Raw genomic sequence first — 25,046 nt, forward strand, 5'->3', positions numbered from 1 at the left:
AACACTCCTGCTGGGCAGACAATCTACCCAGCGGTTTGCTAATTAATATGCTTACAAAACCAGCCTTAACGGAATAAAGCGCTTAAACGAGAGAGAACTTCGCCGCGCTCAGCGTTGTCTGTCGCAGCTTCTGGCAACAATTTGAGTGTTGAAAAATCAGGGCGTTTACCTGCAATATCTGCCCTAGCAGGCATTAGCCATGCATTAGCCACAATTTCTTGCCCTTCTGGCGATAGTACATAGTCGATAAATGCTTTAGCTTGGTCAGGCTGCTTAGAACTTTTTAAAATCATCATTGGGCGCGGGGCAATCGCAGTGCCACTACTTGGGAAAATCACTTCAATCGATTCTCCGTTCGCGATGCTACCATAAGCAACATAATCAACCGCACCAAAAACCGCCGCTTTAGCGCCTTGTAATACAGGAGTCAAGGCTTGAGCATTCGGCCCTGAAATCACCATACCATTGGCTTTCAAATCAGAAAATAGTGTCCATGCGGCTTCTTTTTTCGCATTCTGTAACCCTAAAACTAAGTCTAATGACGCGCCAGAAAGTGCGGGATCAGGCATTGTGACTTTATCTTTAAACTCGGGTTGGGCTAAATCTTGCCAATCTGTTGGTTTTGGGGTACCACTTTGGTTATTCCACACAATACCCAGTGCAGAGATCCCTTGCGCCACATAGTATGGCGTTTTAAAACGCTCAGGAACTTGCTGGGCATTTGGGCTTTCATAAGGTAGTAACCAACCTTTTTGTTGCAGATCAACCGCGGTATCCCATGATGCGGAAATCAATACATCCGCACGCGGGTTCGCCTGTTCCGCTTCCAGCCTCGCCATCACTTTTCCGGTTGTCGCTTGGAAAACATCTACTTTGGTACCCGTTTGTTTTTCAAACCCTGCGGCAAGCTGTTTTGCCATGGCGCCTGGGCCTGCGGTATACACGGTAATCGCTTGGGTTGAAACAGAAAATAGTGCACAGGAAAGGCCAAGGCTCATGGTAATACCCTTTAGTGAAAATCCGTTCTTTGATAGTAAATTTCGCATAACAATCTCTCTATTTATAGTGTCGTCAAACTGTCAATATTACCGTTTCGCATATGGGCGATTTGGTGTGCTAATACATGGGCTTCCGTAGGGTCGTGAGTGACATACACTGCAGTGATCCCCAAGGTTCGCAATAACTGAGCCATTTCCTCACACAGAGATTGGCGCAACGCGATATCGAGGTTTGACAGGGGCTCGTCGAATAACAAAATTTCAGGTTCAGCGATAATAGCGCGAGCAAGAGCCACACGTTGTTGTTGCCCGCCTGACAAATCGGCAGGTTTCCGTTTGGCGAAATCAGCCAGCCCTACGCGTTCTAAAGCTTGCATCACACGTTGCTGTATTTCTAGGCGGCCAATACCTCGCATCCGTAAAGGAAAGGCAACATTTTGGGATACAGTCATATGCGGCCACAGCGCATAATCTTGAAAAACCATGCCGAGGTTGCGTTTTTCTGGGGGGATAAGGTGATGTGAGCTCGCCACAAGCTGTTCGCCAAAATAAATAGTGCCATCAGTTGGTTGTAATAAACCCGCTAACAATTTCAGTAATGTGCTTTTACCACAGCCTGAAGGGCCTAATAGCGCAAGAACGGTGCCCTTGGTTACTGTTAAATTAATGCCATTTAGCACATATTGATGTGAAAATGCCTGAGATAAATTTTGTATTGAGATCATCTGTAAGCCACTCGCTTCTTGCTTAGGAGACAAAAAGACCGAGCACTCACTCGATGAAGAGAGAGCGTTTTGCATGTTCATTGTTATCCTCTTTGGGACTTAATCGTTATCAATGATGCTACGGCTTGAATACGTCAAATTGATGACAGTTTTGTGGCTAATTAATTTCAAATTCAATTGAAAAATAATCACCAAATAAAATAGTCACTTTATTTTACTGGTGAACGCCAATATATCTTTGATAACGTGCTGGCTTTAATTTGGTTAAATCCACCAGCACCAACCCGTCGATGCAATCGTTAAACGCGGGGTCTGTACCGAAATCCATAAACTGTACGCCGCCAGGTTCGCATAATTCGGTATATTGCTTATAAAGCGTTGGGATCGAGCAGCCAATGTTATTGAGTAAGCTTTTCAATTTAACCAAATCTTCATGGTAATTGCCCCCTGAAAATTGGGCTAATACCTGTGGCAAAGAAGCCGGGTACGGCTGATGTGACTGTGCAATGCTGTGTGGCGCTGAAAAATAGAGCCGATAAAAAGTAATCAGTAAATCACGTGCCGCAATTGGCATTGAGCCCGAAATAGATACAGGACCAAAAAGATAACGATAGTGTGGATATTTTGCCAAATACGCGCCAATACCTAACCATAAGTAATCTAAACCCCGTTTTCCCCAATATTTGGGCTGAATAAAACTCCGACCAAGCTCAATACCTTGCGCTAATATTGGCATCATGGCTTGGTCATAGTGAAATAAGCTAGAGCTATAAATACCCTCAAGGCCTTTGGTCTCAATTTGCTTTTTAGTCGGTATAAACCGATAAGCGCCAACAATATCAAGTTCGCTTTCATCCCATAAAACCAGATGATAATAATCGTCATCATAGCTGTCTAAATCACGGCGCTTACCTGAACCTTCCCCTACCGCACGAAATGCAATTTCGCGTAATCGACCAATTTCTCGTAAGATCGGTGACCTTACCTCTTGGTTTCGGTGATAAAGGTAAATCGCTTTCCCATCAGGAGAAGTTCCTAGCCGCTCACAGGCCACTAAGGCCTTTTTTAATTCAATTCTATCTTCTGGTAAAGCAATTGGCGATTCACTGGTAAATAGCCCTTCCTTACCTTTTCCCAGCAAATAGACATGGCGGCGAAAGCGCCCTGCTAACTCATGAGCCGCCGTATGACCATCATGCCAATGAATAAATGGGATACTGCCACCAATACGAATTTTTAATCTTTTTCCTCGCTGCTTAAACATTTCCCTGACTAACATTAAAGTAGATAATGGCTTGTAAACCAGCGAAGTTAAGTAAAATAAATGGCTATTACGCCCTTGAATATGGATGGGAACGATAGAGGCTCTAGCCTTTGCGGCTAAACGCAAAAAACCTGTACGCCAGTGGCCATCACGAACCCCTTTGCGACCAAATCGAGAAACTTCCCCCGCAGGAAACACAATTAATGCCCCTTGTTTATCCAAATGCTGTTGCATGGCTTCAACTTGTTGTCGACTGGTTCGGTTATTCATATTATCCACTGAAATAAATAAGCTTTTTAGTGGTTCTATATAATTGAGAAACTGATTTGCCACTATTTTTACATCAGGACGAACGGCAGCAACCACACGTAATAATGCAAGGCCATCGAGTGAACCTATCGGATGGTTAGCAACTAAGACAACAGGTCCTTGAGTCGGAATATTTTCTAAGTCACCCTCAACCATTTCACTAGAAATATCAAAGAACTCCATGATTTGTTCAATAAGATCCAAGCCCTTTAAGTGCGGATAATCTTGAGCAAATTGGTGAAATTCCTGTTCAAACAAAAGCTTTTTTAATAAGCGACGTTTCCATTTGCCTGGTGTTTGATGAGGAAAAATATCGTGCAGCAGGGTATCGACACTAAACATAATGCTATCTCCTAACTGAGTTACGACGAACTTAAGTCAGATTCATAACAACAATATGTTTATTTTATGACAAAATGGTGAAAGCACAAAAATGATGATGTAGATCATTACTTTTTATTTGCCAATATTATGGTTATCTAAAATCAATAATTTTCAGGAATATTGTTTTCTTAAATAATTTATATTTTACTTATTTTGTAATATGCATTTAGTCCACAACAATTAAAAAGGTAAAAACTAAACTTTTCGATTAGTTTTACTCAATTTATTTTAATAATTAAGAAGTTATCATTTATAAATATCCACCAATTAAATTGAACTAAAAATCTATTGCAGTAAGATTAATTTGAAACAATATCCTTTAAATTCAATCTAATAAAATTTAATCATCAGCTTGTTTTTTAATTATTATTTCATTGATAGGTAAATCTTATTTAAACAATCGCTTAAACCGATGGCCATCATTGATAAAAATCAAGAACTTCTCGGACTTATTTATCCATCATAGTCCGGCTGTAGAATTATATTAATTAAAAAATATTTAAATATATTTGACCGCAATCTTTCAAGGATAGTGTAATGAAAAAACTTACTCGCATTACGGTCGCTGTCATATTTTTGCTTTTACTCGGTTATTTTGGATTATCTGGATATGTGTGGTATCACGATAATCAACGAAGAGAAAATAATGACATTCAGACATCTAAAATTGCAGAAAATAATCAAGTCCTCCAATTCTTTGCCGAAAAGGGATGCGATTACTGTCACACACCGTCAACTGATTTACCTGCCTACGCATCATTCCCCATTGCTAAGCAACTGATGGAATACGATATTCAGCTAGGTTATAAGTCATTCAACCTTGAGGCTGCTCGCGCTGCACTCATCGCAGGAGAACCTGTACCACAAAGTGAATTAAATAAAATTGAGTGGGTTATGCAGAACCACACCATGCCTCCAACACGTTATGTTGCACTTCATTGGGCCAGCAGTGTCAGTGATGAAGAACGTAATAACCTATTGAATTGGATAGCTAAACAGCGGGAAGAGCACTATGCCAGCCAAGATACCGCTGCTGAACATCGCAACGAACCAATTCAACCAATTCCAAAATCACTGGATGTTGATGATGCAAAAGTCGCATTAGGTTTCCGCTTGTATCATGATGCACGCCTGTCAGGGGATAGCACAATTTCTTGTGCACACTGCCACGCACTCAATGCAGGTGGTGTTGATGGCCGTAAAACATCAATTGGTGTTGGTGGCGCAGTAGGCCCAATCAATGCGCCAACGGTGTTTAACTCTGTATTTAATGTCGAGCAATTTTGGGATGGTAGAGCACCTGATTTACAAGCCCAAGCCGGTGGCCCACCATTAAATCCTATCGAAATGGCATCAAAGTCATGGGATGAAATCATTGAAAAATTGGATAAAGACCCTGTCTTAAAACAAGATTTTAATGCGGTTTACCCAGAAGGTTTTACGGGTGACACCATCACCGATGCGATTGCAGAGTTCGAAAAAACCTTAATTACTCCAGACTCTCCGTTTGATAATTGGTTAAGAGGCGACAAAACTGCATTAACCGCACAGCAGGTCCATGGTTACCAGTTATTTAAAGAGAACAAATGTGCAACCTGCCATGGTGGCGTGATCTTAGGTGGTCGTTCCTTCGAACCTCTGGGTCTGAAAAAAGACTATGAGTTCGGTGAAATCACTGCTCAAGATATTGGTCGTATGAATGTCACCTCTGATGAGCGCGATAAGTTACGCCAAAAAGTCCCAACACTACGTAATGTCGAGCTAACCGCACCGTATTTCCACCGCGGCGATGTAGCAACCTTAGATGAAGCAGTGAAACTGATGCTGCGTTATCAAGTGGGTAAAGAACTGCCACAAAAAGATGTCGATGATATTGTTGCCTTCCTTAAGAGTTTAACAGGGGTATATACACCCTATGTGCAACAAAGTGAGTCACAACAGTAAATATCAATAGCTGATTGATATAAAAAACTAATAGCACCGTTCAAATAATAACGGTGCTATTTTTTATATAACACTGCCGTATAAGCTACCTACAACCCTGACTTGACCTGTATTCACAGCAATTCACATTATCGAACACCTCTTCCTCACTGTGTTATTACTTAAAAAGTTTCTGTTTCCTATTCATACGAAACAATGTTATCTAGCTCAAAGTTTTTATCAAATGGTATTTAAAAGGTATTATTAAATGGTATTGTTGTTTGCGTACCCTACAATACCTATAATTAGCCGTATAAAGGAATGAAAGATGAAAAAAACGACAGCAAAACTCTCATTCATGATGTTCATTGAATGGTTTATATGGGGAGCTTGGTTTGTTCCCTTATGGCTATTTTTGAATAAAAGTGGCTTTACCCCTTCTCAAATAGCATGGTCTTACGCCTGTACAGCCATTGCTGCAATTATCTCTCCGATCCTTGTAGGATCAATTACTGACCGATTTTTTGCTGCACAAAAAGTCCTGGCGGTACTGATGTTTGCAGGGGCAGTTTTTATGTTTTTCGCAGCTCAACAAACTGAATTTTCTAGCTTTTTCCCTCTGCTATTAGCGTATGCACTGACTTACATGCCAACCATTGCGCTCACCAATAGTATTGCTTTTTCCAATGTGGAAGATGTGGAACGTGATTACCCTCGTATTCGTGTAATGGGGACTATCGGCTGGATTGCATCGGGTATTGCATGTGGTTTTTTACCTTCCATGATGGGCTTTGGTGATATTTCTGCGACCAATATTCCACTCTTAGTGACAGCCGCTAGCTCGGCTTTACTGGGCTTTTTTACCTATTTCTTGCCAGACACCCCACCAAAAGGAACAGGAAAAATGAGTATTAAAGTCATGCTTGGATTGGATGCCATTGTACTGTTAAGAGACCGGAATTTCTTAGTATTTTTCGTGTGCTCATTCCTCTTCGCCATGCCTTTAGCCTTTTACTATATTTTTGCTAACGGCTACCTTACTGAAGTTGGGATGAAAAATGCTACGGGGTGGATGACCTTAGGGCAATTCTCCGAAATCTTTTTTATGCTTGCTTTGCCCTTCTTTACCAAACGTTTTGGTATCAAAAAGGTATTACTTCTTGGTTTAATCACTGCGGCTATCCGTTATGCTTTCTTTATCTATGGTGATGCAGACCACTTATTTACCTATGGATTACTCTTCCTCGGTATTTTATTACACGGAGTTAGCTACGATTTTTACTATGTCACTGCATATATTTATGTCGACAAAAAGACCCCTGTACATATGCGAACAGCGGCTCAAGGCTTAATTACGCTCTGTTGCCAAGGCTTTGGTAGCTTACTGGGTTATAGCCTAGGAGGCCAAATGATGGAAAAACTTTTTTCTTACGGTGAACCTGTCAACGGCCAGACCTTTAACTGGGCCGGTATGTGGGGCTTCGGTGCTGCCATGATCGTCGTAATCACGATTGTCTTCATGTTAATGTTTAAAGAGTCGAGTCGTGATATTCAAGAAATTGATATTAATAAAAGTGGCGTAAAACCCACATCCAATTAGTCAAGCAATCATTAATTAAACGCCTTTATTAACCAACAACCAACACATGAAGGCGCTATTTTTAGCCAAAATTGAAGGAATTATAATGAACAAAGAGAACCGTATTTTAGGCACGTTTTATGGCCAAGCCTTAGGTGATGCAATGGGAATGCCTTCTGAATTATGGCCTCGTTCTCGTGTTAAAGCACATTTTGGTTGGATAGACCGCTTCTTACCTGGGCCAAAAGAAAATAATGCAGCTTGCTACTTCAATACGGCAGAATTTACAGATGATACCTCAATGGCCCTCGCACTTGCGGACGCGATTATAGAATGTGGTGGCAAAGTAAACCCTGAATTTATTGGACGTAATATTCTAAAATGGGCAGAGCAATTTGATGCCTTTAACAAAAATGTCCTAGGGCCAACCTCTAAAATTGCATTAAATGCAATAAAACAAGGGACTCCAATTTCTCAGTTAGAAAACAACGGCATGACAAATGGTGCCGCAATGCGAGTTTCCCCACTCGGTTGTTTACTGCCAACTCATTCTATTAATGAATTTATTGATGAAATTACACTCGCCTCATCGCCAACTCATAAATCGGATGTAGCAATTGCAGGTGCGGTCGCTATCGCTTGGGCAATATCTAAAGCGATAGATGGCGAAGATTGGTCGCAAATTCGCGACCAATTACCCGCTATTGCGAAATTAGCACAAGAAAAACACGTCACAACCTTTAGCCCATCAATAGCTGCACGTATTGAACTTGCTTTACACACGGTGAAAAACACAATTGGCACCGAGCAAGCAATGGAACAGCTTTATCAACTCGTTGGCGCTGGTACTAGCACCATTGAGTCAGTTCCTGCCGCCATTGCTATGGTTGAATTAGCGGAAACCGATCCCAACCGCTGTGCCATTCTGTGTGCTAATTTAGGGGGAGATACCGATACTATAGGGGCAATGGCCACCGCCATTTGTGGCGCACTGCATGGCATTGATGCCATCGACAAACAACTTAAAAAACAATTAGATGATGTGAATCAACTTGATTTTACACAGTATAGCAAAGCCTTTATGGCATTGAGAACTGCAAGAGAAAAAGCTTATGAAAACCGCTGAACTTATTGCCCATCTTCCATTGCAAGCAGAGCATCGTCCTGTCTGCCTGATTGGCGCAGCCGTTATTGATGTGATTGCAGATGCGTATTCACTGCCTTATCGCGGAAGTGACATCGAATTGCACCAACAAAGTGTCAATATCGGTGGATGTGCTCTGAATATTGCTGTGGCCTTGCAACGCCTTGGTATCCAATCACTCAATGCATTACCTATTGGGCAAGGTGTATGGGCAGATATCATCCGCAACCAACTCAATAAAAAAGGTGTGAGTTCAGTTATAGAAACGAATAAAGGTGATAATGGCTGGTGTTTAGCCTTGGTTGAACCCGATGGAGAAAGGACATTTCTTTCAATTAGCGGTGTGGAAAACCAGTGGGAACGCCATACATTAGATGATTTACCAATTACATCTAACACCATTATCTATCTTTCTGGTTACCAATTAGCAGCAAAATGTGGCGAAACTCTGCTTTCATGGCTGGAATCACTCTCCGATAACGTCACTTTATTTATTGATTTTGGCCCTCGGATCGCCGACCTTTCGAAAACACAATTATTACGATTGATGGCTTTAAAACCTATCATTTCATTGAACCGTCAAGAAGTCGAACATATCGTCACGCTGTTCCCTGATATCGCACACCAAGGAATGGATACAGAAGCATTAGCCAATATTTGGCATTCTCAATTTTCAGTTTCCGTGATTGTTAGAGTCGACAAAGAAGGCGCGTTCTTTCAAGAAAGTTGTCGTTCATCAGGCTGGGTGGCACCATTTAAAACTACCGTTGTCGATACCATTGGTGCAGGGGATAGCCATGCAGGAGGCGTGATTGCTGCATTGGCGTCCGGCTGGGCACTACAAGATGCCGTATTACTTGGAAATGCTGTCGCATCCTATGTTGTTAGCCATCGAGGAGGTGATTGTGCGCCTTCGTCTGAGCAACTCGCCGCGTATTTACAGCAATATTAATCATTAGAATAAAAAGAGGTCATCCCTCTTTTTATTCTTCAGATACAAATACATACATATCACTACGACATTGATTGAAACTGTATTCAATAGGGACATTTTTATGGTCGAAAGCCACCTGCTTAATCACTAAAACAGGCACGATCTTTTCTAATTTAATGTGCGTTTGAAAGTCTTCATCTGGCATTCGAGCACTTACCTTGCTCTTTGTTCGCGTAGGATAAATATTTTGGCTGCGGAAATAATCGTACAAAGATAAACCAATATCGTCTACGTCACCAATCAGCCCAATAGGAACATATGATTCCTCAATAGAGACAGGCTGCTCATCCACGTAACGAATGCGTTTTAACATAAATACATCACTATTGATGGGGAGCGCTAGCGACTCTGCGACTTCCTGTGAACAAGGCACGATACTTTTATTGACCCAAAGTGTGTTTGGTTTTTTTCCAAGTAAAACAACTTGTTGTGAAAAACCCTTAGCTTCTTTGAGCGAATACTCAAACTTATCACTAATTTGGGTACCGTAGCCTTGTGACCGAATGATAACGCCTTCTTGCTCAAGTAACTCTAACGCTTTTCGAACGGTAATACGCGACACGCCTGTTTGTTGACCTAACTCCCTTTCACTGGGCAGCATATCACCTTGATGTAAAACCCCTGTTCGCACGGCAAATTTCACCGTTTCAGCAAATTTTACATATAAAGGTGTATTGTCTATTTCAGCAAGACGAGTACAAAGTTGTTGGATCAAAGATAAATGCGCATCATTCATATTGAGTTAGTCACCTAAAAATCGCAGCAATAATCCATAGTACCACTATCCATAGATTAATTGCAGGCAATTGAATTAGATAAATTTATTGCCAATGAAAAACAAAATGCTACAGGGTACCATTTCCACTGAGGTACACGCTTTTCTCTAATATAGGTAAAGTTAATTGTTGTTGATATCCATCCAATGTTTCTTTTGCCAATATTGCTAATGCACGGTAAAAATCGCTGTTAGCCGAATCTATCAATACTTCGAGAAAATGTGCCGACCAAGGTAATAGATGCCAAGCGAGTAACTCTTCTAAATCAGCTCTGCGATTTTGCTCAGCGAGCCAAGCCGCTAACATCAAGATCAGCCCAAAGTGGTCTTCTGGCTCTTTTTGTGTCGTTACGGGTTCAACACCTTTGGCTCGCATCCATTGGCGCAGCTCAACGGTTGAATCACCAAAAACAATTCTTTCTTTGTCTAGCCAGACTGAGCCCCAAGGAGGCGCGGGTAAAGCATAAGGCCCGATAAACAAGCGCTGCCATGCTTCACTCAGTGGTTCATTCTCCTGAGCACTGGATTGCAAAAGCTGGCTAATTTTCGCTAAAGAAGGTAAGGCAAATGGCCATTCTTCATGCCAAGTCGGCTCCTGAAGAATCGTGATAATCTCTGCGTTATTTTCATTTTCTGGTGAGAAATAAAATAAGGACCCCAGAACTCGCCCTGTCACTGCGACGTGTTCAAGAAAGCGTGCTTCTTGCATATTTGATTGTCTCTGAAGTTATCAGCGCAGGGAAACCATCTCCTGCGCTGAAAGGTTTACCAATTAAGCCACAGCCATGCCGACTGTCATGTGTAAACCATAGAATAGCCCACGACCGATAAATTCACCAATCAGTACCAGCACGGTACCAAGAAGTAAACTCAATACCGAAGGCTGATTTTGTCGCACAACAGGCAAAATCCATAGCAGCAACCCGAGACTGGTCACCACTAAACGTATCACTTGTAAAACACCAAAATCAGGGACTAAATCCACTGCTTTTTGTACAGAAGTGGCAATTAGCGCAATTTCTCCGCTTTGCAGTAGTACCGACGCGATAGTCACAATATAAGCCACGATACTAATCGCCGCTAATTTACCACTATTAAACGGAAATTTAGCTACTCGTAATAGCAAAGTGCCTAAGATTGGTCCGACAACAAACAGGGTCATAAAGAAGCCGATAGTGGTATGTGGTGTGTTCCATGTTGGCACCGTGCTTATCATATAAACTCGTGTCATTGCCCAAACAAATAACAGCCCCATCAACATGGTGATGATTAACCACACTTTATCTAACCCTGTTGGCATCTTTTTCATTGCAGATAACAGCCACCATAAGCCGCCCAAAGCAAAGAAAATGAAGCCAAACAACACTTCGTTACTTAATGATGACGCAAACACACGGTTCATCGAGTTAAATGCACGCATCGGTGAGCCCATATGCATCATCGATGCCAAAAATCCTAAGCCCATCAATACCCATAACGCGAACATTGCGTTCACAATGCGCTGTTTTTGTGGCTTATCATCTGTCGATAACCAAGCAAGCCCTGTCACAATCACGCCACCTGCAATACTTTGGCCTAATACCGTAAATAAAATCAGCGGCCATTCGTGTAATCCATTGCCCATGTTATACCTCCCGAGGATTGGCTAAATGGCCTGTCGTATCATTGACAGGGCGACTATTGGCATTGGGTTTAATGACAATATTGGGCTTGGTATAGTGCGCTTCTGGTAGTGGCGCAATCTCTGCCAAATTGCCATGTTTCTCACGTAACTCATCAATAGGACCAAAGTCTAATGCACGCAGTGGACAAGACTCGGCACAAATCGGTTTTTTACCGACGGCAACACGTTCATAACAACCATCGCACTTGGTCATATGCCCTTTTTCGCTATCAAATTGCGGCGCACCGTATGGGCAGGCCATATGGCAATAGCGGCAACCAATACACACACTTTCATCCACAACGACAAAGCCATCTTCACGTTTGTGCATCGCGCCACTTGGGCACACTTTCACACAAGCAGGGTCTTCACAGTGGTTACATGAAATCGACAAATAATAACTAAATACGTTTTGATGCCACACACCGTTATCTTCTTGCCAATCTCCCCCCGCATATTCATAAATGCGCCTAAAATTCACCGCAGGAGATAAATTTTTGTAGTCCTTACACGCTAATTCACAAGTTTTACATCCCGTGCACCGTGCAGAATCAATATAAAAACCATATTGTGTTGTCATGATTTATCTCCCTATACCCTTACCACTTCAACCAAATTACTGTGTTGCGGATTACCTTTCGCTAACGGTGACGGGCGTTGAGTCGTCAGGACGTTTAGGCTACCACCATGGTCCACCTTGTTTTCATCAGGTGCGTACCAAGCCCCTTCCCCCATTGCAACAACCCCTGGGATAATGCGTGGAGTCACTTTGGCAGCGATCTGCACTTCCCCTCTATCGTTGTAAATACGCACTATGTCACCATCTTTAATATTGCGACGTTTTGCATCAATAGGGTTGATCCACATCTCTTGTAAACAAGCAGCCTTAAGCACATCAATGTTGCCGTAAGTGGAGTGAACGCGCGATTTATAGTGGAAGCCACTCAATTGCAGTGGATATTTTTCGGTGAGCTTATCATCATGGCTTTCAAAGCCTGGGGAATACATTGGGAGTGCTGATATCAAATCACCTTCCGCTAGCGTCCATGTTTTCGCGATATCCGCTAATTGTGATGAATAGATCTCAATCTTTCCTGACGGGGTATTTAATGGGTTCGCAATTGGGTCTTCGCGGAAAGCTTTGTGTGCCACGACATGCCCTTGTGGGTTCATTTTTTTGTAAATCCCTTGCTGCTGGAATGTCTCAAAATCAGGTAGCTCAGGTAACTTCTGTCGTGAAATTTCATACAAATGGCGTAGCCACTCTTCTTGGGTTCGCCCTTCGGTAAATTTCTCTTCAACCCCCATACGGCGTGCGATTTGTGTACACATTTCATACACCGTTTTGCTCTCAAAACGTGGTTCAATGGCTTGGCTAGCGAAAATCACATAGCCCATATTACTAGCGGCACCATCCAAGCAAAAATCCATCTGTTCAGACGCGGTACAATCTGGCAGGACTAAATCCGCATATTTCGCTGAAGCCGTCATATGGTTATCAATCACTACTATCATTTCGCATTTTTTATCATCCTGAAGAATGTCATGCGTTTTATTAATATCAGAGTGTTGATTGATTAAACTGTTGCTGGCGTAGTTCCAAATAAACTTAATCGGAACATCCAGTTTATCTTTACCTCTTACCCCATCATGAGTTGCAGTCATTTCAGGGCCGCGCTCTATCGCATCAGTCCATAAAAATACGGAAATACTTGCTTTGACTGGATTTTTTAATGTTGGCATCCGCTCAAATGGAATATCATAGTTCCCTTCACGAGCCCCCGTATTTCCCCCATTTATACCAACATTACCGGTTAAAATCGGTAACATCGCAATCGCACGTGCGGTTTGCTCGCCGTTCGAATGGCGTTGTGGCCCCCAACCTTGGCTAATATAAGCAGGTTTTGCGGAACCAATTTCACGTGCTAATTTGATGATTTTATCAGCAGGAATACCGGTGATTTGTGCAGCCCATTGTGGTGTTTTTTCTACACCGTCATCCCCTTGCCCTAAAATATATGCCTTGTAGTGGCTATTTTTCGGAGCATCTGCGGGTAGCGTTTTCTCATCATAACCCACGCAATATTGGTCTAAGAAGGGTTGATCAACCATATCTTCAGTGATCAATACATGGGCGATTCCTGCCACTAATGCAGCATCTGTTCCGGGGCGGATCGGGATCCACTCATCTTCTCGTCCAGCAGCAGTATCGGTATAACGCGGGTCGATCACTATCATTCTTGCATTAGAACGCTCACGCGCTTGCTCTAATTGATAAGTGATCCCACCACCGCTCATACGGGTTTCGGCAGGGTTGTTTCCGAACAGAACCACCAACTTGGAGTTTTCGATATCGGAAACGCTATTACCTGCCCCACTACCATAGGTATAAGGCATCGCACAGCTGATTTGTGCTGTACTATAGGTACCGTAATGGTTTAAATAGCCGCCCATGCAGTTCATCAAACGGGCGATAGGTGAATTCGCTGGCGGCCATGAACGTGCGACTGTGCCACCTAATGTGCCAGTTCCATAGTTCAAATACACCGCTTCATTGCCATAATCGGCAATAATCCGTTTTAGATTATCGCTGATTAAATCGTAGGCTTCATCCCAACTAATTTGTTTGAATTTACCTTCACCACGTGCCCCAACGCGCAACATCGGGTATTTCAAGCGGTCAGGGTTATAGACACGACGGCGCATTGAGCGCCCACGTAGACAGGCCTTAACTTGATGCTTATTTCCGTAAACATCATCGCCGGTGTTGTCGGTTTCGACATATTTTATTTCACCATCAACAATATGCATACGCAGTGGGCAGCGACTCCCACAGTTAACGGTACATGCGCTCCAAACTATTTTTTCTTCAGGTATGGCTGTTTTGGGTGTGATTTCACTGATATCAGCAACACTATTAAAAGGTAAACTTAGCGCTCCACTTGCAAGTGCGAGTCCCCCGACGGTACTGGTTTGCATTAGCTTCCTGCGGCTGATCTCCGATTGGAGTACTCCCTCAGATAATGCTTTACTCATATCTGCCTCACTTAACATTGCTTCAAAGTTTTAAAATGGCTTTTTTGAAATTTATTTTTATCTTTAATTTATTTATCGACTTCCAATTACCATTCTATAACCGAGGCACCGTGAGGTATTGTGCACGATCAATAATCCAATATAAATTGTGTGGTTTTAATGCGTTATATCGAGTCATTCAAGCCAAATTAAAATTAATATAATTATTTTTAATGTTTAATAATGAATTAAATTGAAATAAATATAATTCCATTCTTCTTTAACTTGAGTTTACTGTTTTTCATTTATTTCCGAGTCTCAATTCATAAAAAACCCCTTAAACGAAAATCGACTAAGACGTTTAAGGGGAAATATAAAATATAAATTATCGAGTGAATATTTGTTCTGCTAACAGCACTTAAAACGGGCAATTACGCCGTTAATCCACCATCTAAGACCAATGTTTGACCTGTTAAGTACTGGCTGCTATTGCCAATCAAAAATTCAACTAGCTCTGCCACTTCTTGGGGTTGCCCTAAGCGGCGTAACGGGATGTTTTGGCACATAGCTTTTAATTTAGCTTCAGGCATTGCACGGGTCATATCACTATCAATAAGCCCCGGAGCAATACAATTCACACGTAACCCAAAACGCCCAACTTCATGAGCCAATGAACGCGTCAACCCCATCATCGCTGATTTACTCGCCGCATAAGCTGTTTGGCCAATATTGCCTTTTAACCCAGTAATTGATGACATCAATACGATTGAGCCGCTCCCCGCCATCAACATTGCAGGTAATAATTTACGGTGCCAATTCATCACGGAAATGACGTTATTCTCTAGCACATCTCGCCAGATTTCAGCATTTTGATGAATATGTAAGGCGTCCCTAGTGATACCCGCATTATGAATAATAGCCGTAGGAGCCCCAAATTGTTCCAATAACGAGCTAGAAAGCGCGTCAACTTGTGCTTCATTCTTACCATCACACGGGGATCCTTTCACCCATGTATCTAAATTGGGGTTTTCAAGATTCGCTTGTGTTTCATTAACGCCATCAACGCTACGCCCAGTAAAAACCACATTCCAGTGGCGTCGCAATTCACTAACTAGTGCGAGCCCAATTCCCCGGCTTCCTCCCGTCACGAGTATCCATTGATTATTTGCCATTTTAAGATTTCGACTCCTTATCAATATGTTCACACAGCGCTTTCACCGAAATTTCTGGATGTTCTAGGAAAAATTCCGCATCTAAAGCAACATTAAAGTCACGTTTAACAAGCACCATAAGTTCAACATAATCTAAGCTATCGAACTCTAACTGGACTAAAGTCATCTCCGCATTCAACTCTTCTGCTTCTAAATCTTTTGCATCACAGATCATGTCACTAATTTTGATATAAATTTCTTGATATTGGCTCATTTGTTTTATCCTTGCATTCTTATTGAGTTATTGAATTAACTTTCAATGTTATTGAATTATTTATTATTTTTTCTCTGTAGCGGGCGGCGATACTAATACTCACTAATCGACCACTCTCACTATCCGCGATCACTAAGGCCGGCAAAATACGTAGGTAAATAGGCTCAGGAGAGGTGATAGGAGCCCATTTCGTTAGAAGTTCACGGTCAAACAACACCTCTTGGTGGGTTTGTACGATAGGATAACGGCAAAAAATATCTTTCAATGTTGAGCCGACCGGCAACCATTGTGCGATCTCTTGTTGTTCAAATAACGAGCTATCATGAATTAAGTACCAGAACAAAACTGCGTCAATAAACTGCCATTCATACATTTCGTTGGAAAACTGAGAAAATATTGACTGCAATTTCACCATCTCTGCGGTCGAAATCATTATTTCATTCGCGATTTCATGTAATACCGGTGGAGGGGTGAGTGACAATTGGCAAGTTAAGCAGTTTTGTTGCTCATCAGAAGAGAGTAAAGCCACCGATCCCGCTTTATTTCGTGCAACTAATTGATAATCTTTATCGTTCCATAGCGGATTGCGTAACCGCACGACACATTTGATAAACTCAGAGTCGATAACCTCTTGTGAAGCCAATAATGGGTGATTTAATGACTCACTCGCGAATTGTTTCACATCGAGTAGTGCACGCATGCCATGCACACTCAGTTGATCTCCGCCCTTCGCTTTGACCCATTCAAGGTCGAAATGAATCGGGTTATCATCACCAGAAAATGATGCCCACTGTTTTGCATCCTCAAGGGTATAACGTAACGTTCTCATAACGCTTTCTCTAAAATCAGCGCCGCGTTTGCCCCACCGAAGCCAAAACTCAGGTTTAGTGCACGCTTAACTTCACCAATACGGTGTTCGTTAGGAATATAATCGAGGTCACATTGCGGGTCCGGGTGATGTAAGTTAGCGGTTGCGGGCATCACGCCATGCGCCATCGCTTGCAAGCAAATAATGGTTTCAAAGCTACCAGCAGCGGCGATTAAATGTCCGGTATAGGATTTCGTACTGGATATTGGGACTTGGTAAGCTGCCGCACCTAATGCCTTTTTCAATGATTCTGTTTCATTTAAGTCATTAAGAGCTGTTGAGGTCCCATGGGCATTGATATAATCGAGAGATTCAGGAGCGGCTCCCGCTTGTTGTAAAGCCATTTCAATAGTTTTCACCCGAGCAACACAATCTTCTGCTGGTGATGTAAAATCAAAAGCATCAGAAAAATTTGCATACCCCGTAATCTCGCCCAAAATGGTGGCCCCACGAGAAATAGCGCTCTCACGCTCTTCTAAACACAACACGGCCGCACCTTCAGAAAGGACAAAACCACTACGATCTGCACTAAATGGGCAACTGGCACGAGTCGAGTCTTCCGCTTCACGTGTTAAAGCACCAAGAACATCGATATTCCATACAGCACAATCTGTCCGCAAGGACTCTCCTGCACCAGCGAGCATCATATCGGCTCGTCCATGACGAATCGCTTCAAAAGCATCACCAATCGCAATAGTGCCTGTCGCACAAGCCGCGATGGTCGTGTTTTGATATCCACGCAAGTTCCAAAACTGGCTGCAAGCCGCCGTTGTCACATTTGGCATTGCATAAAAACAGTTGAAAGGCGAGGTCATCCCTGTCGCTTCGAATTCACTGACCGACATATAACTTTCATCAAGCCCTGCCCATCCTGTTCCCATAATGACACCGCACATCAGTGGGTCATAAAAATCAGTTAATGGCGTGCCTGCGAAGGCCATATCCATGGCTTCTCGCGCTGCCCCCAAGGCTAAACGCGTATGGCGTGGTAAACGACGACGAATAGCCGCAGGAACCCCTTTTAAGCTGGGTTCATTATCAATAAGCCCTAAAAAATGGCTGTGGATATTTTGTGCAGTTTTATCAACGTAACGATAACCGAGCTTTTTATCCATAATCGCTTGCCAACATGCTGAAGCCGTATCCCCCAAAGGAGTGACAGCCCCATAACCTGTGACAACAACGCGCTTAAAGTGAGATTTTTGGTTCATAATGGGTTGTCCTCCTGTTGGGCGCTACCGCCACCTTGTGCTAACCAAAGCTGTAGCGTTGCATAAAGATAATCGTATTGATTTTGAGCTAATGAATTTTCAATAGTTAAAAGGTCATCTTGCGCATTAAGCAGTGTTTGATAATCCACGGCACCTGCTCGGTAACGGCTGCTGGTTAGCTTTAGCCGCTGCTGGCTAAGTGATAATGACTGTTGTAATTGCTGACGAATTTCATCCGCAGCAAAACGGGCTTCCATCGCATTATCGACTTCTGACAAGGCGGTATAAGCCGCACTACGAAATGCCACTGCAGCTTGTTGCACTTGTAAGTCGGATTGTTCAATGGTCAATTTCACCGTATTCCACTGAATAAATGGCAAAGAAATCGAACCCCCAACAACACGTGTCGGGTCACTAAACCATTGAGAAAACAGCTGGCTACCCGCATTAAGCGCACCTTGCAAAGACAGTGTCGGGTAGAAGTTCAATTTAGCAGCGTCAGAATCAGCAAGCGCGGAACGTAAACGTGACTCGGCAGCTTGAATATCCGGCCGCTGTGCTAATACGGCCAACGGTGTCGCGTTAAGAATTTCAATCCGTTGATTTCGATTAAGTGCGGTGAGCTCACGCACATGTTGCTCTGCAGGGCGGTTTAACAATAGCGCTAATGCATTACGGGAGCTGTCACGTTCTTTAATGAGCCGTCGTAATTCATTTTTTCGACTAATCACAGTTTGCTGTGATTGTAAGAAATCCAGCTGGCTAACTTTTCCTGCTAAATACCATGACTTAATTTGCTGCTGGCTTTTTTCTGCAATCTTTTGGCTCGCAATCAGGTTATCAATCTGTTGATTTAACAGTGCAATATTCCAATATAATTGTGCAGTCGTATTAATAACCACTAATGCTGTTGCATGGTAATCCTGTTCGGTTGCTATTGCTTCCCACTCATTCTTTTCACGAATACGTGCCAGTTTTCCCCATAAATCGATTTCATAATTTAAAGTTAGATTTGAGCTATAACTCTCTTGGGGGGAGGTTCCATGACGTATAGATTTTGTATTACTTGCTGAGCCCCCAAGGGAGAAATCTGGGGTTATATTGGTATTTGCTAGCCCAGCCGTACTTCGCGCCAGCTTTAATTTAATTGCCGCTGTGGCTAAATCATTATTATTTTCTAATACCTGATTGATCAGTTGGGATAACAGAGGATCTTTAAAGTTATCCCACCAATTTTCAGTTAGGTTCAATGCCTGAACTGATGTCATCACGTCATTTGCACCGGATTGGCGTATTTTATCATCCCACTGCTGTGGCAAAGTGAGCTCAGGGCGTTGGTATTCCGTACGCGTAAAACTGCCGCAACCATTTAGCAAAAATAAAGCAGAAATAATATAAAGTGATTTGATATTCATTCGCGTGCCAATGCCTCCGTTGGGTTGAGTTTGGCAGCCCGACGAGCAGGAAAATAACCAAAAACCAAACCAATTAGAGCGGAGAAACCGCACGCTAATAAAACGGGGAACAGGGTAAATACCATCGTAAATTCAGTGGTGAAATAAGAGAAAACCCACCCCGCTAACCATGCACCGACAATACCAATTAACCCGCCAAGCGAACAAATCATCACGGCTTCTATCAAAAATTGGTTCATAATATCTTGAGGACGCGCTCCGACGGAAAGGCGGATCCCGATTTCATGAGTTCGTTCCGTCACAGAAACCAACATGATATTCATCACCCCAACGCCCCCAACCAATAAGGAAATAGCGGCAATCGAAGTGATCAGTAATGACATTGAGTCGGATGTTTTTTGTAATGCATTTGCGAGCTGGTCATCCGACTCAATAAAAAAGTCCTTTTTACCATGTTCGCGTAATAACAAACGCTCAACCTGTAATTCAGCTTGTTGAGAAGTTAAGTTTTCAGGGAAGCGCAACGAAATAAATTCAATGGGTTTGTCCCCGACCACACGTTGCTGTAACGATGAGTAAGGCACCCACCCCATAACAAAGCCACTCGACATTTTGGGCCCCGGTTTACGGGCAATACCAATAATTCGCCATGGTGAATGACCAATCTGCACAATTTGCCCTAACGGCTCTTCTTCTGGCTGAAAAAGTACCTCTCGGCTTCCTTCATCCAACACAATAACGGGTTCGCTGTCTGCCATATCGAGCGTACTGAAGAAACTGCCATGTAAAAGCTGAAACCCTTGTGCCGCAAAATACTCTTCTGAAACGCCATTAAGCATGATGGAGTTATCCAAGCCTTTATTAACGACCATCGTCATGCTGCTCGCGACGGGGGAAACAGACTCAATCCATGGCAACTGCTTTAGACTTTTAACATCATTTAACGATAATGCACGCTCCATATCAGGCCGCTTAGCCCCCCACCCAGTACCAGGGCGAATTTCCAGAGTCGTGCTGCCAAGCTTCCCAATTTCATCCATGATGGAGCGTCTTGCCCCTTCCCCCACGGCCATTGATGACACCACAGAAGAAATACCGATGATAATTCCCAACATCGACAAAAATGCACGCATGCGATGACCGAGTAAGGCCCGCCATGCCATACGAATAGACTCAATAATATTGCGCCACACCGATGCACGGCCATTATCTTCAACAGAAGGAAGCTGGTTCCGTTGTTTTGTGTCTGTCTGAGCTTGGTTCTGCTTATCAGAAACAATTTTTCCATCACTAATTTCAATAATTCGCTGAGTTTGCTGAGCGATATTTTTATCGTGGGTCACAATCACAACAGTGTGACCATCGAGATGAAGTTGATGTAAAATATCCATCAATGCGTGGCCACTAGCGCTATCTAATGCCCCTGTAGGTTCATCCGCAAGAATGATTTGCGCACCATTAACCAAGGCGCGGCAGACACTGACACGCTGCTGTTGCCCACCAGATAATTGATAAGGTTTGTGATCCAAGCGCGTTTGTAACCCTAACTTTTCTGCTAATAAAGCAACTCGAGCGCTCCGCTCATCTTCTGGCATCGCCGTATATAAAGCTGGGATCGCAATATTTTCTTCTGCAGTCAGGTAAGGCATTAGGTGATAACGCTGAAAAATAAACCCAAGATATTGGCTACGTAATTCTGCCAACTGATCGCTATTCACCTCATGAACCGCAATCCCATTGATCAACACTTCTCCTTGAGAAGGCTTATCTAAACAACCAATGATGTTCATCAGAGTCGATTTACCTGAACCTGATGCGCCAATGATAGCGACCATTTCCCCTTGGTTAATTGATAGCGAAATATCATTCAAAACAGGAATAGTTTGCGTACCGGCTGAAAACTCACGGTAAACATGATGAAGTTCAATCAGAGGACGGGTAAAAGATACATTTCGTGTCGTCGCCATCATTAACTCGCCACATTATCTGATTGAATAACAACTTGTTCGCCCTCGCTAATGCCCTCAAGTACTTCGACGAAATGGCGATCATTAATCCCCACTTTGATGGTGCGAGTTTCCGGTTTTTCATTGTTGATCACAGTCACTTCATATTGGTTTGCACCTACAGCTCGCCCCAGAGCACTAACGGGGAGTCGTAAAGCATCTTTCGCTTGTGCAACACGAATAAATACTTGCGCTGTCATTGATGTCTTTAATGCACGATCGGCGTTATCAACCTCGAACGTTCCGTTGTAATAAATTGCACTGTTCTGTTGCCCACCAGAATTATTGTTATTTTCATCAAGCGCTTCAGGGGGAATGGGTTGAACATACCCCATCGTACTTTCGTAGTGCGTTTCAGGGTCCGCGATCACATAGAATGTGAGGGGTTGGCCTGGGTGGATTTTTTGAATATCTGCTTCCGAAATTCGTGTCTGAACCTGCATTTTATCTAGGTTCGCCAACACTAAAATGGTCGGTGCCGTCTGTGAAGAAACGATGGTTTGCCCTTCGTTCGCCACAATACCCAGTACTTCGCCACTAATCGGCGCGATGATTCGTGTAAAATTGAGGTTAGCTTGTGCAGTTTGTACATCCATTTCTGATTGTGTGATTAACGCCTCATTAACATTAACCTGCTGTAATTGCGCCTCATATTGTGCTTGCGCTTGTTCATATTCACTGCGAATACCAGAACCATCTCGCTGCATCACTACCTGACGCCGATAGGCTTTGATGTACTGTATTAAAGTTGCTTCCGCAGCCCGTTTTTGCGCCTGAGCACTGGATAACCGGGCGGTTGCATTTTTGAGCTCAGACTGCTGGATAGTTGGGTCGATTTCTGCTAATAACTCCCCTTTAACCACTTTGTCGCCTTGTTTTACATATAATTTTCTGATTTGCCCGTTAACCTGAGCACCTACATTAACTTGCATTGAGGGCTTTAATGTCCCCGTTACCATGACGACTTTTTCAATATCGCCACGTTCCACCGATAAAATTACGTTTTCATGCAATGCTGGGGCGGGTGATTGCCACACAAAACGGCCGATCACCACGACCAGCACAAGCAATGCCACTAACCCACCTAAAGTGCGTAATCGTTGGGTCGTTAAACCCAATTTTGGTGCTACATGGCGGGAGGTCATAAGGAAGTTCCTTCCATTGCCGCTAACAAAGAAGGTTCAGATTGAGGCGTGCCTGCTGTGACACAAGGGGCTTTATTGGTGCTGTTCTCAAGACTTAATTCCCCATCCACGATTCGGTAAAGTGCATCGAAATTAGCCGCTAACTCTTCACTATGAGTGACAACAATCAATGTTTTACCTGTTTTCTGGCAATGTGACTGAATGGTTGCCATGACTATTTTCGCCGTTTCTTCATCCAAATTGGCGGTGGGCTCATCCAATAACAAAATAGGGCGGGCACTGTACAACGAACGAGCCAATAACAAACGTTGACGTTGCCCAAGTGACAGCGCCGCATGGCTTTCTCTTATTAACGCATTAACCCCACCAGGTAATTGAGTAATCACTGCGCCGAGTGCCAATTTATCAAGCAGCACTTCGACTCTTTTTTTATCTTTTTCGCGGAAGTTAGGGTCAAATAGCGTAATGTTATCTAAGACGGTCGCATTAAATAAAATATCTTCTTGGCTTTGCAAGCAAACCAATTGCGTAAGCTGCTGCACACTGACGGCTTCACCATTGGATTCGCATACTCCTTGCTGTGGGCTGAATAAACCCGCAATGGTACGTAATAACGTGCTTTTTCCTGCCCCTGACTCCCCAACAATGGCAACCTGCGTGCCTGAAGGTAAGTCTAATGACACATTATTTAAAATCGGTTTTGCAGGGTCATAACTGAAATGGATCCCCTTGAAAGATAAGTGTGGTGCTTTTCCTTGTACTGAGGTTTGTTTTTCGTGGAATGGTGCGGTGTCCTGCTCGCTTTTCTTAGGGAATAAAGAATGGGCGCGTGTATCAATAATATGCAGTTGCGACTTATGTATAATCGCATAAAAAATACGCGTCACATAATTGGTAAAAATTTGACGCAAGAAACTATAAGCAAAGAAATCCCCCAACGAAATTAACTCATTGGCCACCATGGGTAAAACCACCAACATAAAAATGACCATCTCCAAACTACCAGTTAATTGATAGATGCCATCTTTAATTTGTTGATACACATTTCTGCGTTGTATACAGGTAAACAATTCACGACTTAGCCATGCAAATTGCGCCTTACGCTGATTTTCTATCCCTGCTGTTTTTATGGTCAGAATGCCTTGCAGCGTCTCCATAAAAAAGTCATTTAATTCTGCCGATTTTAGCTGTAACTGCTGGGTATACCACCGATCACGAATAATCGCCCATACGCTAATTAAGCCCATCACGGTAACACCCACAGCTGAAATAGCCGCTAATACGGGTGCAATCCAAAACATGGTACCTAATGCTATCGCACAAATAACCCAATCCGTTCGTAGCCCGTTATCCAGCTCAATTTTTTCGGTTAATGCCCCCTGCCAAGCGACAAAACGGCTAAAAACATCCCCGGGTGCGCGTTTTTCAAAAAATCGCAATGGATTACTCAATAAACGAGAGAAACCAACCCCACTTTTAATCAACACAAAATGTTTTACGAATCTCTCACTCAGCATTCTCACACCAAGGGCTAATAGTGTTGCAACCACAAAGGCAACAATAAACCAGCCATAAGGGAAAATGGCATTTTTGGCGTCGGAAAAGGCTTGGTTGATTGCATTGCTCACCATGGCTGGCATTAAAAATAGCGTTAAAGAAACCAAAAAAGCGAATATCATCAACCAATAAACACCGCGAATCTCTGAGGTTTCTTTCAGGCTCATTGCATGAGGGGCTTTTTTCCCTGCCCCATCATTTTTGTCTTCCGGTGCTAATGATTCAATTTTTTCCAGCGCGGTATCCGGTTCTAAAATTAATGCATAACCGCTGATTTCCGCTTTTAATGCAGAGAAAGGTAGCCACTGCTGCCCAATTGCAGGGTTCATCACACACACGTTATTTCCCTTGCGATAAGCAAGCAGCACAAAATGGCTTGCTCCGTAATGTAAAATAGCGGGAAGTGGTAAACTATTGAGCTCTTGGTGCTCAAATAACACCGGTGTCGTCGCAATACCGTAATTGGCTAAAATGGACGAAAGGTCAATCAAAGAAGTTCCATGATCCGATGCTGGATAGACCTCTCGCAGAGTTTCAAGAGAAACGTTGAGACCTTGGGTTTGTGCTAACATCGCAATACATGCTAAGCCACATTCATTGGTTTCTTCTTGAGAAACAAAATTTGGAATAATATTTTTCATTATTA

Annotated in this window: 20 protein-coding genes; 4 read left to right on the top strand and 16 right to left on the bottom strand. The window is 43.0% G+C overall.

The window, feature by feature from the left end; translation table 11 throughout:
* Positions 1-65: 65 nt before the first annotated feature.
* From M1F17_RS17800 to M1F17_RS17810, 3 genes are all read right to left on the bottom strand, one after another.
* A complete protein-coding gene (locus tag M1F17_RS17800) occupies positions 66-1,046 on the bottom strand; it encodes an ABC transporter substrate-binding protein (protein WP_094962380.1) in 981 nt (326 codons plus the stop codon).
* Positions 1,047-1,060: 14 nt separating this feature from the next.
* Entirely contained in the window at positions 1,061-1,723 is a 663-nt protein-coding gene (locus M1F17_RS17805; RefSeq protein ID WP_112307669.1) for an ABC transporter ATP-binding protein, read from the bottom strand.
* 214 nt (positions 1,724-1,937) lie between these two features.
* Positions 1,938-3,638, bottom strand: coding sequence for a lysophospholipid acyltransferase family protein (locus tag M1F17_RS17810; protein WP_094962379.1), 1,701 nt, complete (start codon positions 3,636-3,638; stop codon positions 1,938-1,940).
* Positions 3,639-4,217: 579 nt separating this feature from the next.
* Here M1F17_RS17810 and M1F17_RS17815 point away from each other — a divergent pair.
* The 4 genes from M1F17_RS17815 to M1F17_RS17830 all read left to right on the top strand — a co-directional run bounded on the left by M1F17_RS17815 (position 4,218) and on the right by M1F17_RS17830 (position 9,278).
* Entirely contained in the window at positions 4,218-5,624 is a 1,407-nt protein-coding gene (locus M1F17_RS17815) for a cytochrome-c peroxidase (RefSeq protein ID WP_094962378.1), read from the top strand.
* Positions 5,625-5,931: 307 nt separating this feature from the next.
* A complete protein-coding gene (locus M1F17_RS17820; RefSeq protein WP_004259450.1) occupies positions 5,932-7,203 on the top strand; it encodes a nucleoside permease in 1,272 nt (423 codons plus the stop codon).
* 85 nt (positions 7,204-7,288) lie between these two features.
* Positions 7,289-8,308: an ADP-ribosylglycohydrolase family protein gene (locus tag M1F17_RS17825; RefSeq protein WP_318837093.1), complete on the top strand. Its 1,020-nt coding sequence runs from the start codon at positions 7,289-7,291 to the stop codon at positions 8,306-8,308.
* Positions 8,295-9,278 (top strand): PfkB family carbohydrate kinase, encoded by a 984-nt coding sequence (locus M1F17_RS17830; RefSeq protein ID WP_047757124.1) that lies wholly within the window; start codon positions 8,295-8,297, stop codon positions 9,276-9,278. The genes M1F17_RS17825 and M1F17_RS17830 overlap by 14 nt, the downstream gene beginning before the upstream one ends.
* A gap of 31 nt (positions 9,279-9,309) precedes the next feature.
* Here M1F17_RS17830 and M1F17_RS17835 read toward each other — a convergent pair whose 3' ends face one another.
* The 13 genes from M1F17_RS17835 to M1F17_RS17895 form a co-directional block, all read right to left on the bottom strand.
* Positions 9,310-10,056: a GntR family transcriptional regulator gene (locus tag M1F17_RS17835; protein ID WP_318837094.1), complete on the bottom strand. Its 747-nt coding sequence runs from the start codon at positions 10,054-10,056 to the stop codon at positions 9,310-9,312.
* Positions 10,057-10,165: 109 nt separating this feature from the next.
* Positions 10,166-10,804, bottom strand: coding sequence for a Tat proofreading chaperone DmsD (gene dmsD, locus M1F17_RS17840; RefSeq protein ID WP_094962376.1), 639 nt, complete (start codon positions 10,802-10,804; stop codon positions 10,166-10,168).
* A 63-nt stretch (positions 10,805-10,867) separates the two neighbouring features.
* The gene (locus M1F17_RS17845) at positions 10,868-11,719 is read right to left on the bottom strand and encodes a DmsC/YnfH family molybdoenzyme membrane anchor subunit (RefSeq protein WP_206277817.1); all 852 of its coding nucleotides are present in this window, start codon (positions 11,717-11,719) and stop codon (positions 10,868-10,870) included.
* Position 11,720: 1 nt separating this feature from the next.
* Positions 11,721-12,338 (bottom strand): DMSO/selenate family reductase complex B subunit, encoded by a 618-nt coding sequence (locus tag M1F17_RS17850; RefSeq protein WP_004259506.1) that lies wholly within the window; start codon positions 12,336-12,338, stop codon positions 11,721-11,723.
* Positions 12,339-12,349: 11 nt separating this feature from the next.
* A complete protein-coding gene (locus tag M1F17_RS17855) occupies positions 12,350-14,794 on the bottom strand; it encodes a DMSO/selenate family reductase complex A subunit (RefSeq protein ID WP_206277819.1) in 2,445 nt (814 codons plus the stop codon).
* 410 nt (positions 14,795-15,204) lie between these two features.
* On the bottom strand, positions 15,205-15,945 hold the full coding sequence (locus M1F17_RS17860; RefSeq protein ID WP_094962373.1) for an SDR family NAD(P)-dependent oxidoreductase: 741 nt from the start codon (positions 15,943-15,945) through the stop codon (positions 15,205-15,207).
* Position 15,946: 1 nt separating this feature from the next.
* Positions 15,947-16,198, bottom strand: coding sequence for an acyl carrier protein (locus M1F17_RS17865; RefSeq protein ID WP_004259523.1), 252 nt, complete (start codon positions 16,196-16,198; stop codon positions 15,947-15,949).
* Positions 16,199-16,217: 19 nt separating this feature from the next.
* Entirely contained in the window at positions 16,218-17,027 is an 810-nt protein-coding gene (locus M1F17_RS17870) for a MaoC family dehydratase (RefSeq protein WP_172767464.1), read from the bottom strand.
* Positions 17,024-18,277: a beta-ketoacyl-[acyl-carrier-protein] synthase family protein gene (locus tag M1F17_RS17875; RefSeq protein ID WP_153674148.1), complete on the bottom strand. Its 1,254-nt coding sequence runs from the start codon at positions 18,275-18,277 to the stop codon at positions 17,024-17,026. Before M1F17_RS17875 ends, M1F17_RS17870 begins: the two co-directional genes overlap by 4 nt.
* A complete protein-coding gene (locus M1F17_RS17880; RefSeq protein WP_094962396.1) occupies positions 18,274-19,686 on the bottom strand; it encodes an efflux transporter outer membrane subunit in 1,413 nt (470 codons plus the stop codon). The genes M1F17_RS17875 and M1F17_RS17880 overlap by 4 nt, the downstream gene beginning before the upstream one ends.
* A 2-nt stretch (positions 19,687-19,688) precedes the next feature.
* Positions 19,689-21,662 (bottom strand): ABC transporter permease, encoded by a 1,974-nt coding sequence (locus M1F17_RS17885; RefSeq protein WP_094962370.1) that lies wholly within the window; start codon positions 21,660-21,662, stop codon positions 19,689-19,691.
* Complete coding sequence (locus tag M1F17_RS17890) at positions 21,662-22,843, bottom strand: efflux RND transporter periplasmic adaptor subunit (RefSeq protein WP_232062933.1); 1,182 nt, start codon at positions 22,841-22,843, stop codon at positions 21,662-21,664. Before M1F17_RS17890 ends, M1F17_RS17885 begins: the two co-directional genes overlap by 1 nt.
* Complete coding sequence (locus tag M1F17_RS17895) at positions 22,840-25,041, bottom strand: peptidase domain-containing ABC transporter (protein WP_110591116.1); 2,202 nt, start codon at positions 25,039-25,041, stop codon at positions 22,840-22,842. The genes M1F17_RS17890 and M1F17_RS17895 overlap by 4 nt, the downstream gene beginning before the upstream one ends.
* Between the last annotated feature and the right edge of the window lie 5 nt (positions 25,042-25,046).

The organism is Providencia sp. PROV073, from assembly GCF_033688125.1.
Taxonomy (GTDB): Bacteria; Pseudomonadota; Gammaproteobacteria; order Enterobacterales; family Enterobacteriaceae; genus Providencia; species Providencia hangzhouensis.

Coding starts and splice junctions, on each gene's coding strand:
- M1F17_RS17830 (WP_047757124.1), top strand. CDS start 8,295: ATGAAAACCGCTGAACTTATTGCCCATCTTCCATTGCAAGCAGAGCAT.
- M1F17_RS17825 (WP_318837093.1), top strand. CDS start 7,289: ATGAACAAAGAGAACCGTATTTTAGGCACGTTTTATGGCCAAGCCTTA.
- M1F17_RS17895 (WP_110591116.1), bottom strand. CDS start 25,041: ATGAAAAATATTATTCCAAATTTTGTTTCTCAAGAAGAAACCAATGAA.
- M1F17_RS17890 (WP_232062933.1), bottom strand. CDS start 22,843: ATGACCTCCCGCCATGTAGCACCAAAATTGGGTTTAACGACCCAACGA.
- M1F17_RS17820 (WP_004259450.1), top strand. CDS start 5,932: ATGAAAAAAACGACAGCAAAACTCTCATTCATGATGTTCATTGAATGG.
- M1F17_RS17805 (WP_112307669.1), bottom strand. CDS start 1,723: ATGATCTCAATACAAAATTTATCTCAGGCATTTTCACATCAATATGTG.
- M1F17_RS17810 (WP_094962379.1), bottom strand. CDS start 3,638: ATGTTTAGTGTCGATACCCTGCTGCACGATATTTTTCCTCATCAAACA.
- M1F17_RS17855 (WP_206277819.1), bottom strand. CDS start 14,794: ATGAGTAAAGCATTATCTGAGGGAGTACTCCAATCGGAGATCAGCCGC.
- M1F17_RS17875 (WP_153674148.1), bottom strand. CDS start 18,277: ATGAACCAAAAATCTCACTTTAAGCGCGTTGTTGTCACAGGTTATGGG.
- M1F17_RS17865 (WP_004259523.1), bottom strand. CDS start 16,198: ATGAGCCAATATCAAGAAATTTATATCAAAATTAGTGACATGATCTGT.
- dmsD (WP_094962376.1), bottom strand. CDS start 10,804: ATGCAAGAAGCACGCTTTCTTGAACACGTCGCAGTGACAGGGCGAGTT.
- M1F17_RS17850 (WP_004259506.1), bottom strand. CDS start 12,338: ATGACAACACAATATGGTTTTTATATTGATTCTGCACGGTGCACGGGA.
- M1F17_RS17800 (WP_094962380.1), bottom strand. CDS start 1,046: ATGCGAAATTTACTATCAAAGAACGGATTTTCACTAAAGGGTATTACC.
- M1F17_RS17870 (WP_172767464.1), bottom strand. CDS start 17,027: ATGAGAACGTTACGTTATACCCTTGAGGATGCAAAACAGTGGGCATCA.
- M1F17_RS17835 (WP_318837094.1), bottom strand. CDS start 10,056: ATGAATGATGCGCATTTATCTTTGATCCAACAACTTTGTACTCGTCTT.
- M1F17_RS17885 (WP_094962370.1), bottom strand. CDS start 21,662: ATGATGGCGACGACACGAAATGTATCTTTTACCCGTCCTCTGATTGAA.
- M1F17_RS17860 (WP_094962373.1), bottom strand. CDS start 15,945: ATGGCAAATAATCAATGGATACTCGTGACGGGAGGAAGCCGGGGAATT.
- M1F17_RS17845 (WP_206277817.1), bottom strand. CDS start 11,719: ATGGGCAATGGATTACACGAATGGCCGCTGATTTTATTTACGGTATTA.
- M1F17_RS17815 (WP_094962378.1), top strand. CDS start 4,218: ATGAAAAAACTTACTCGCATTACGGTCGCTGTCATATTTTTGCTTTTA.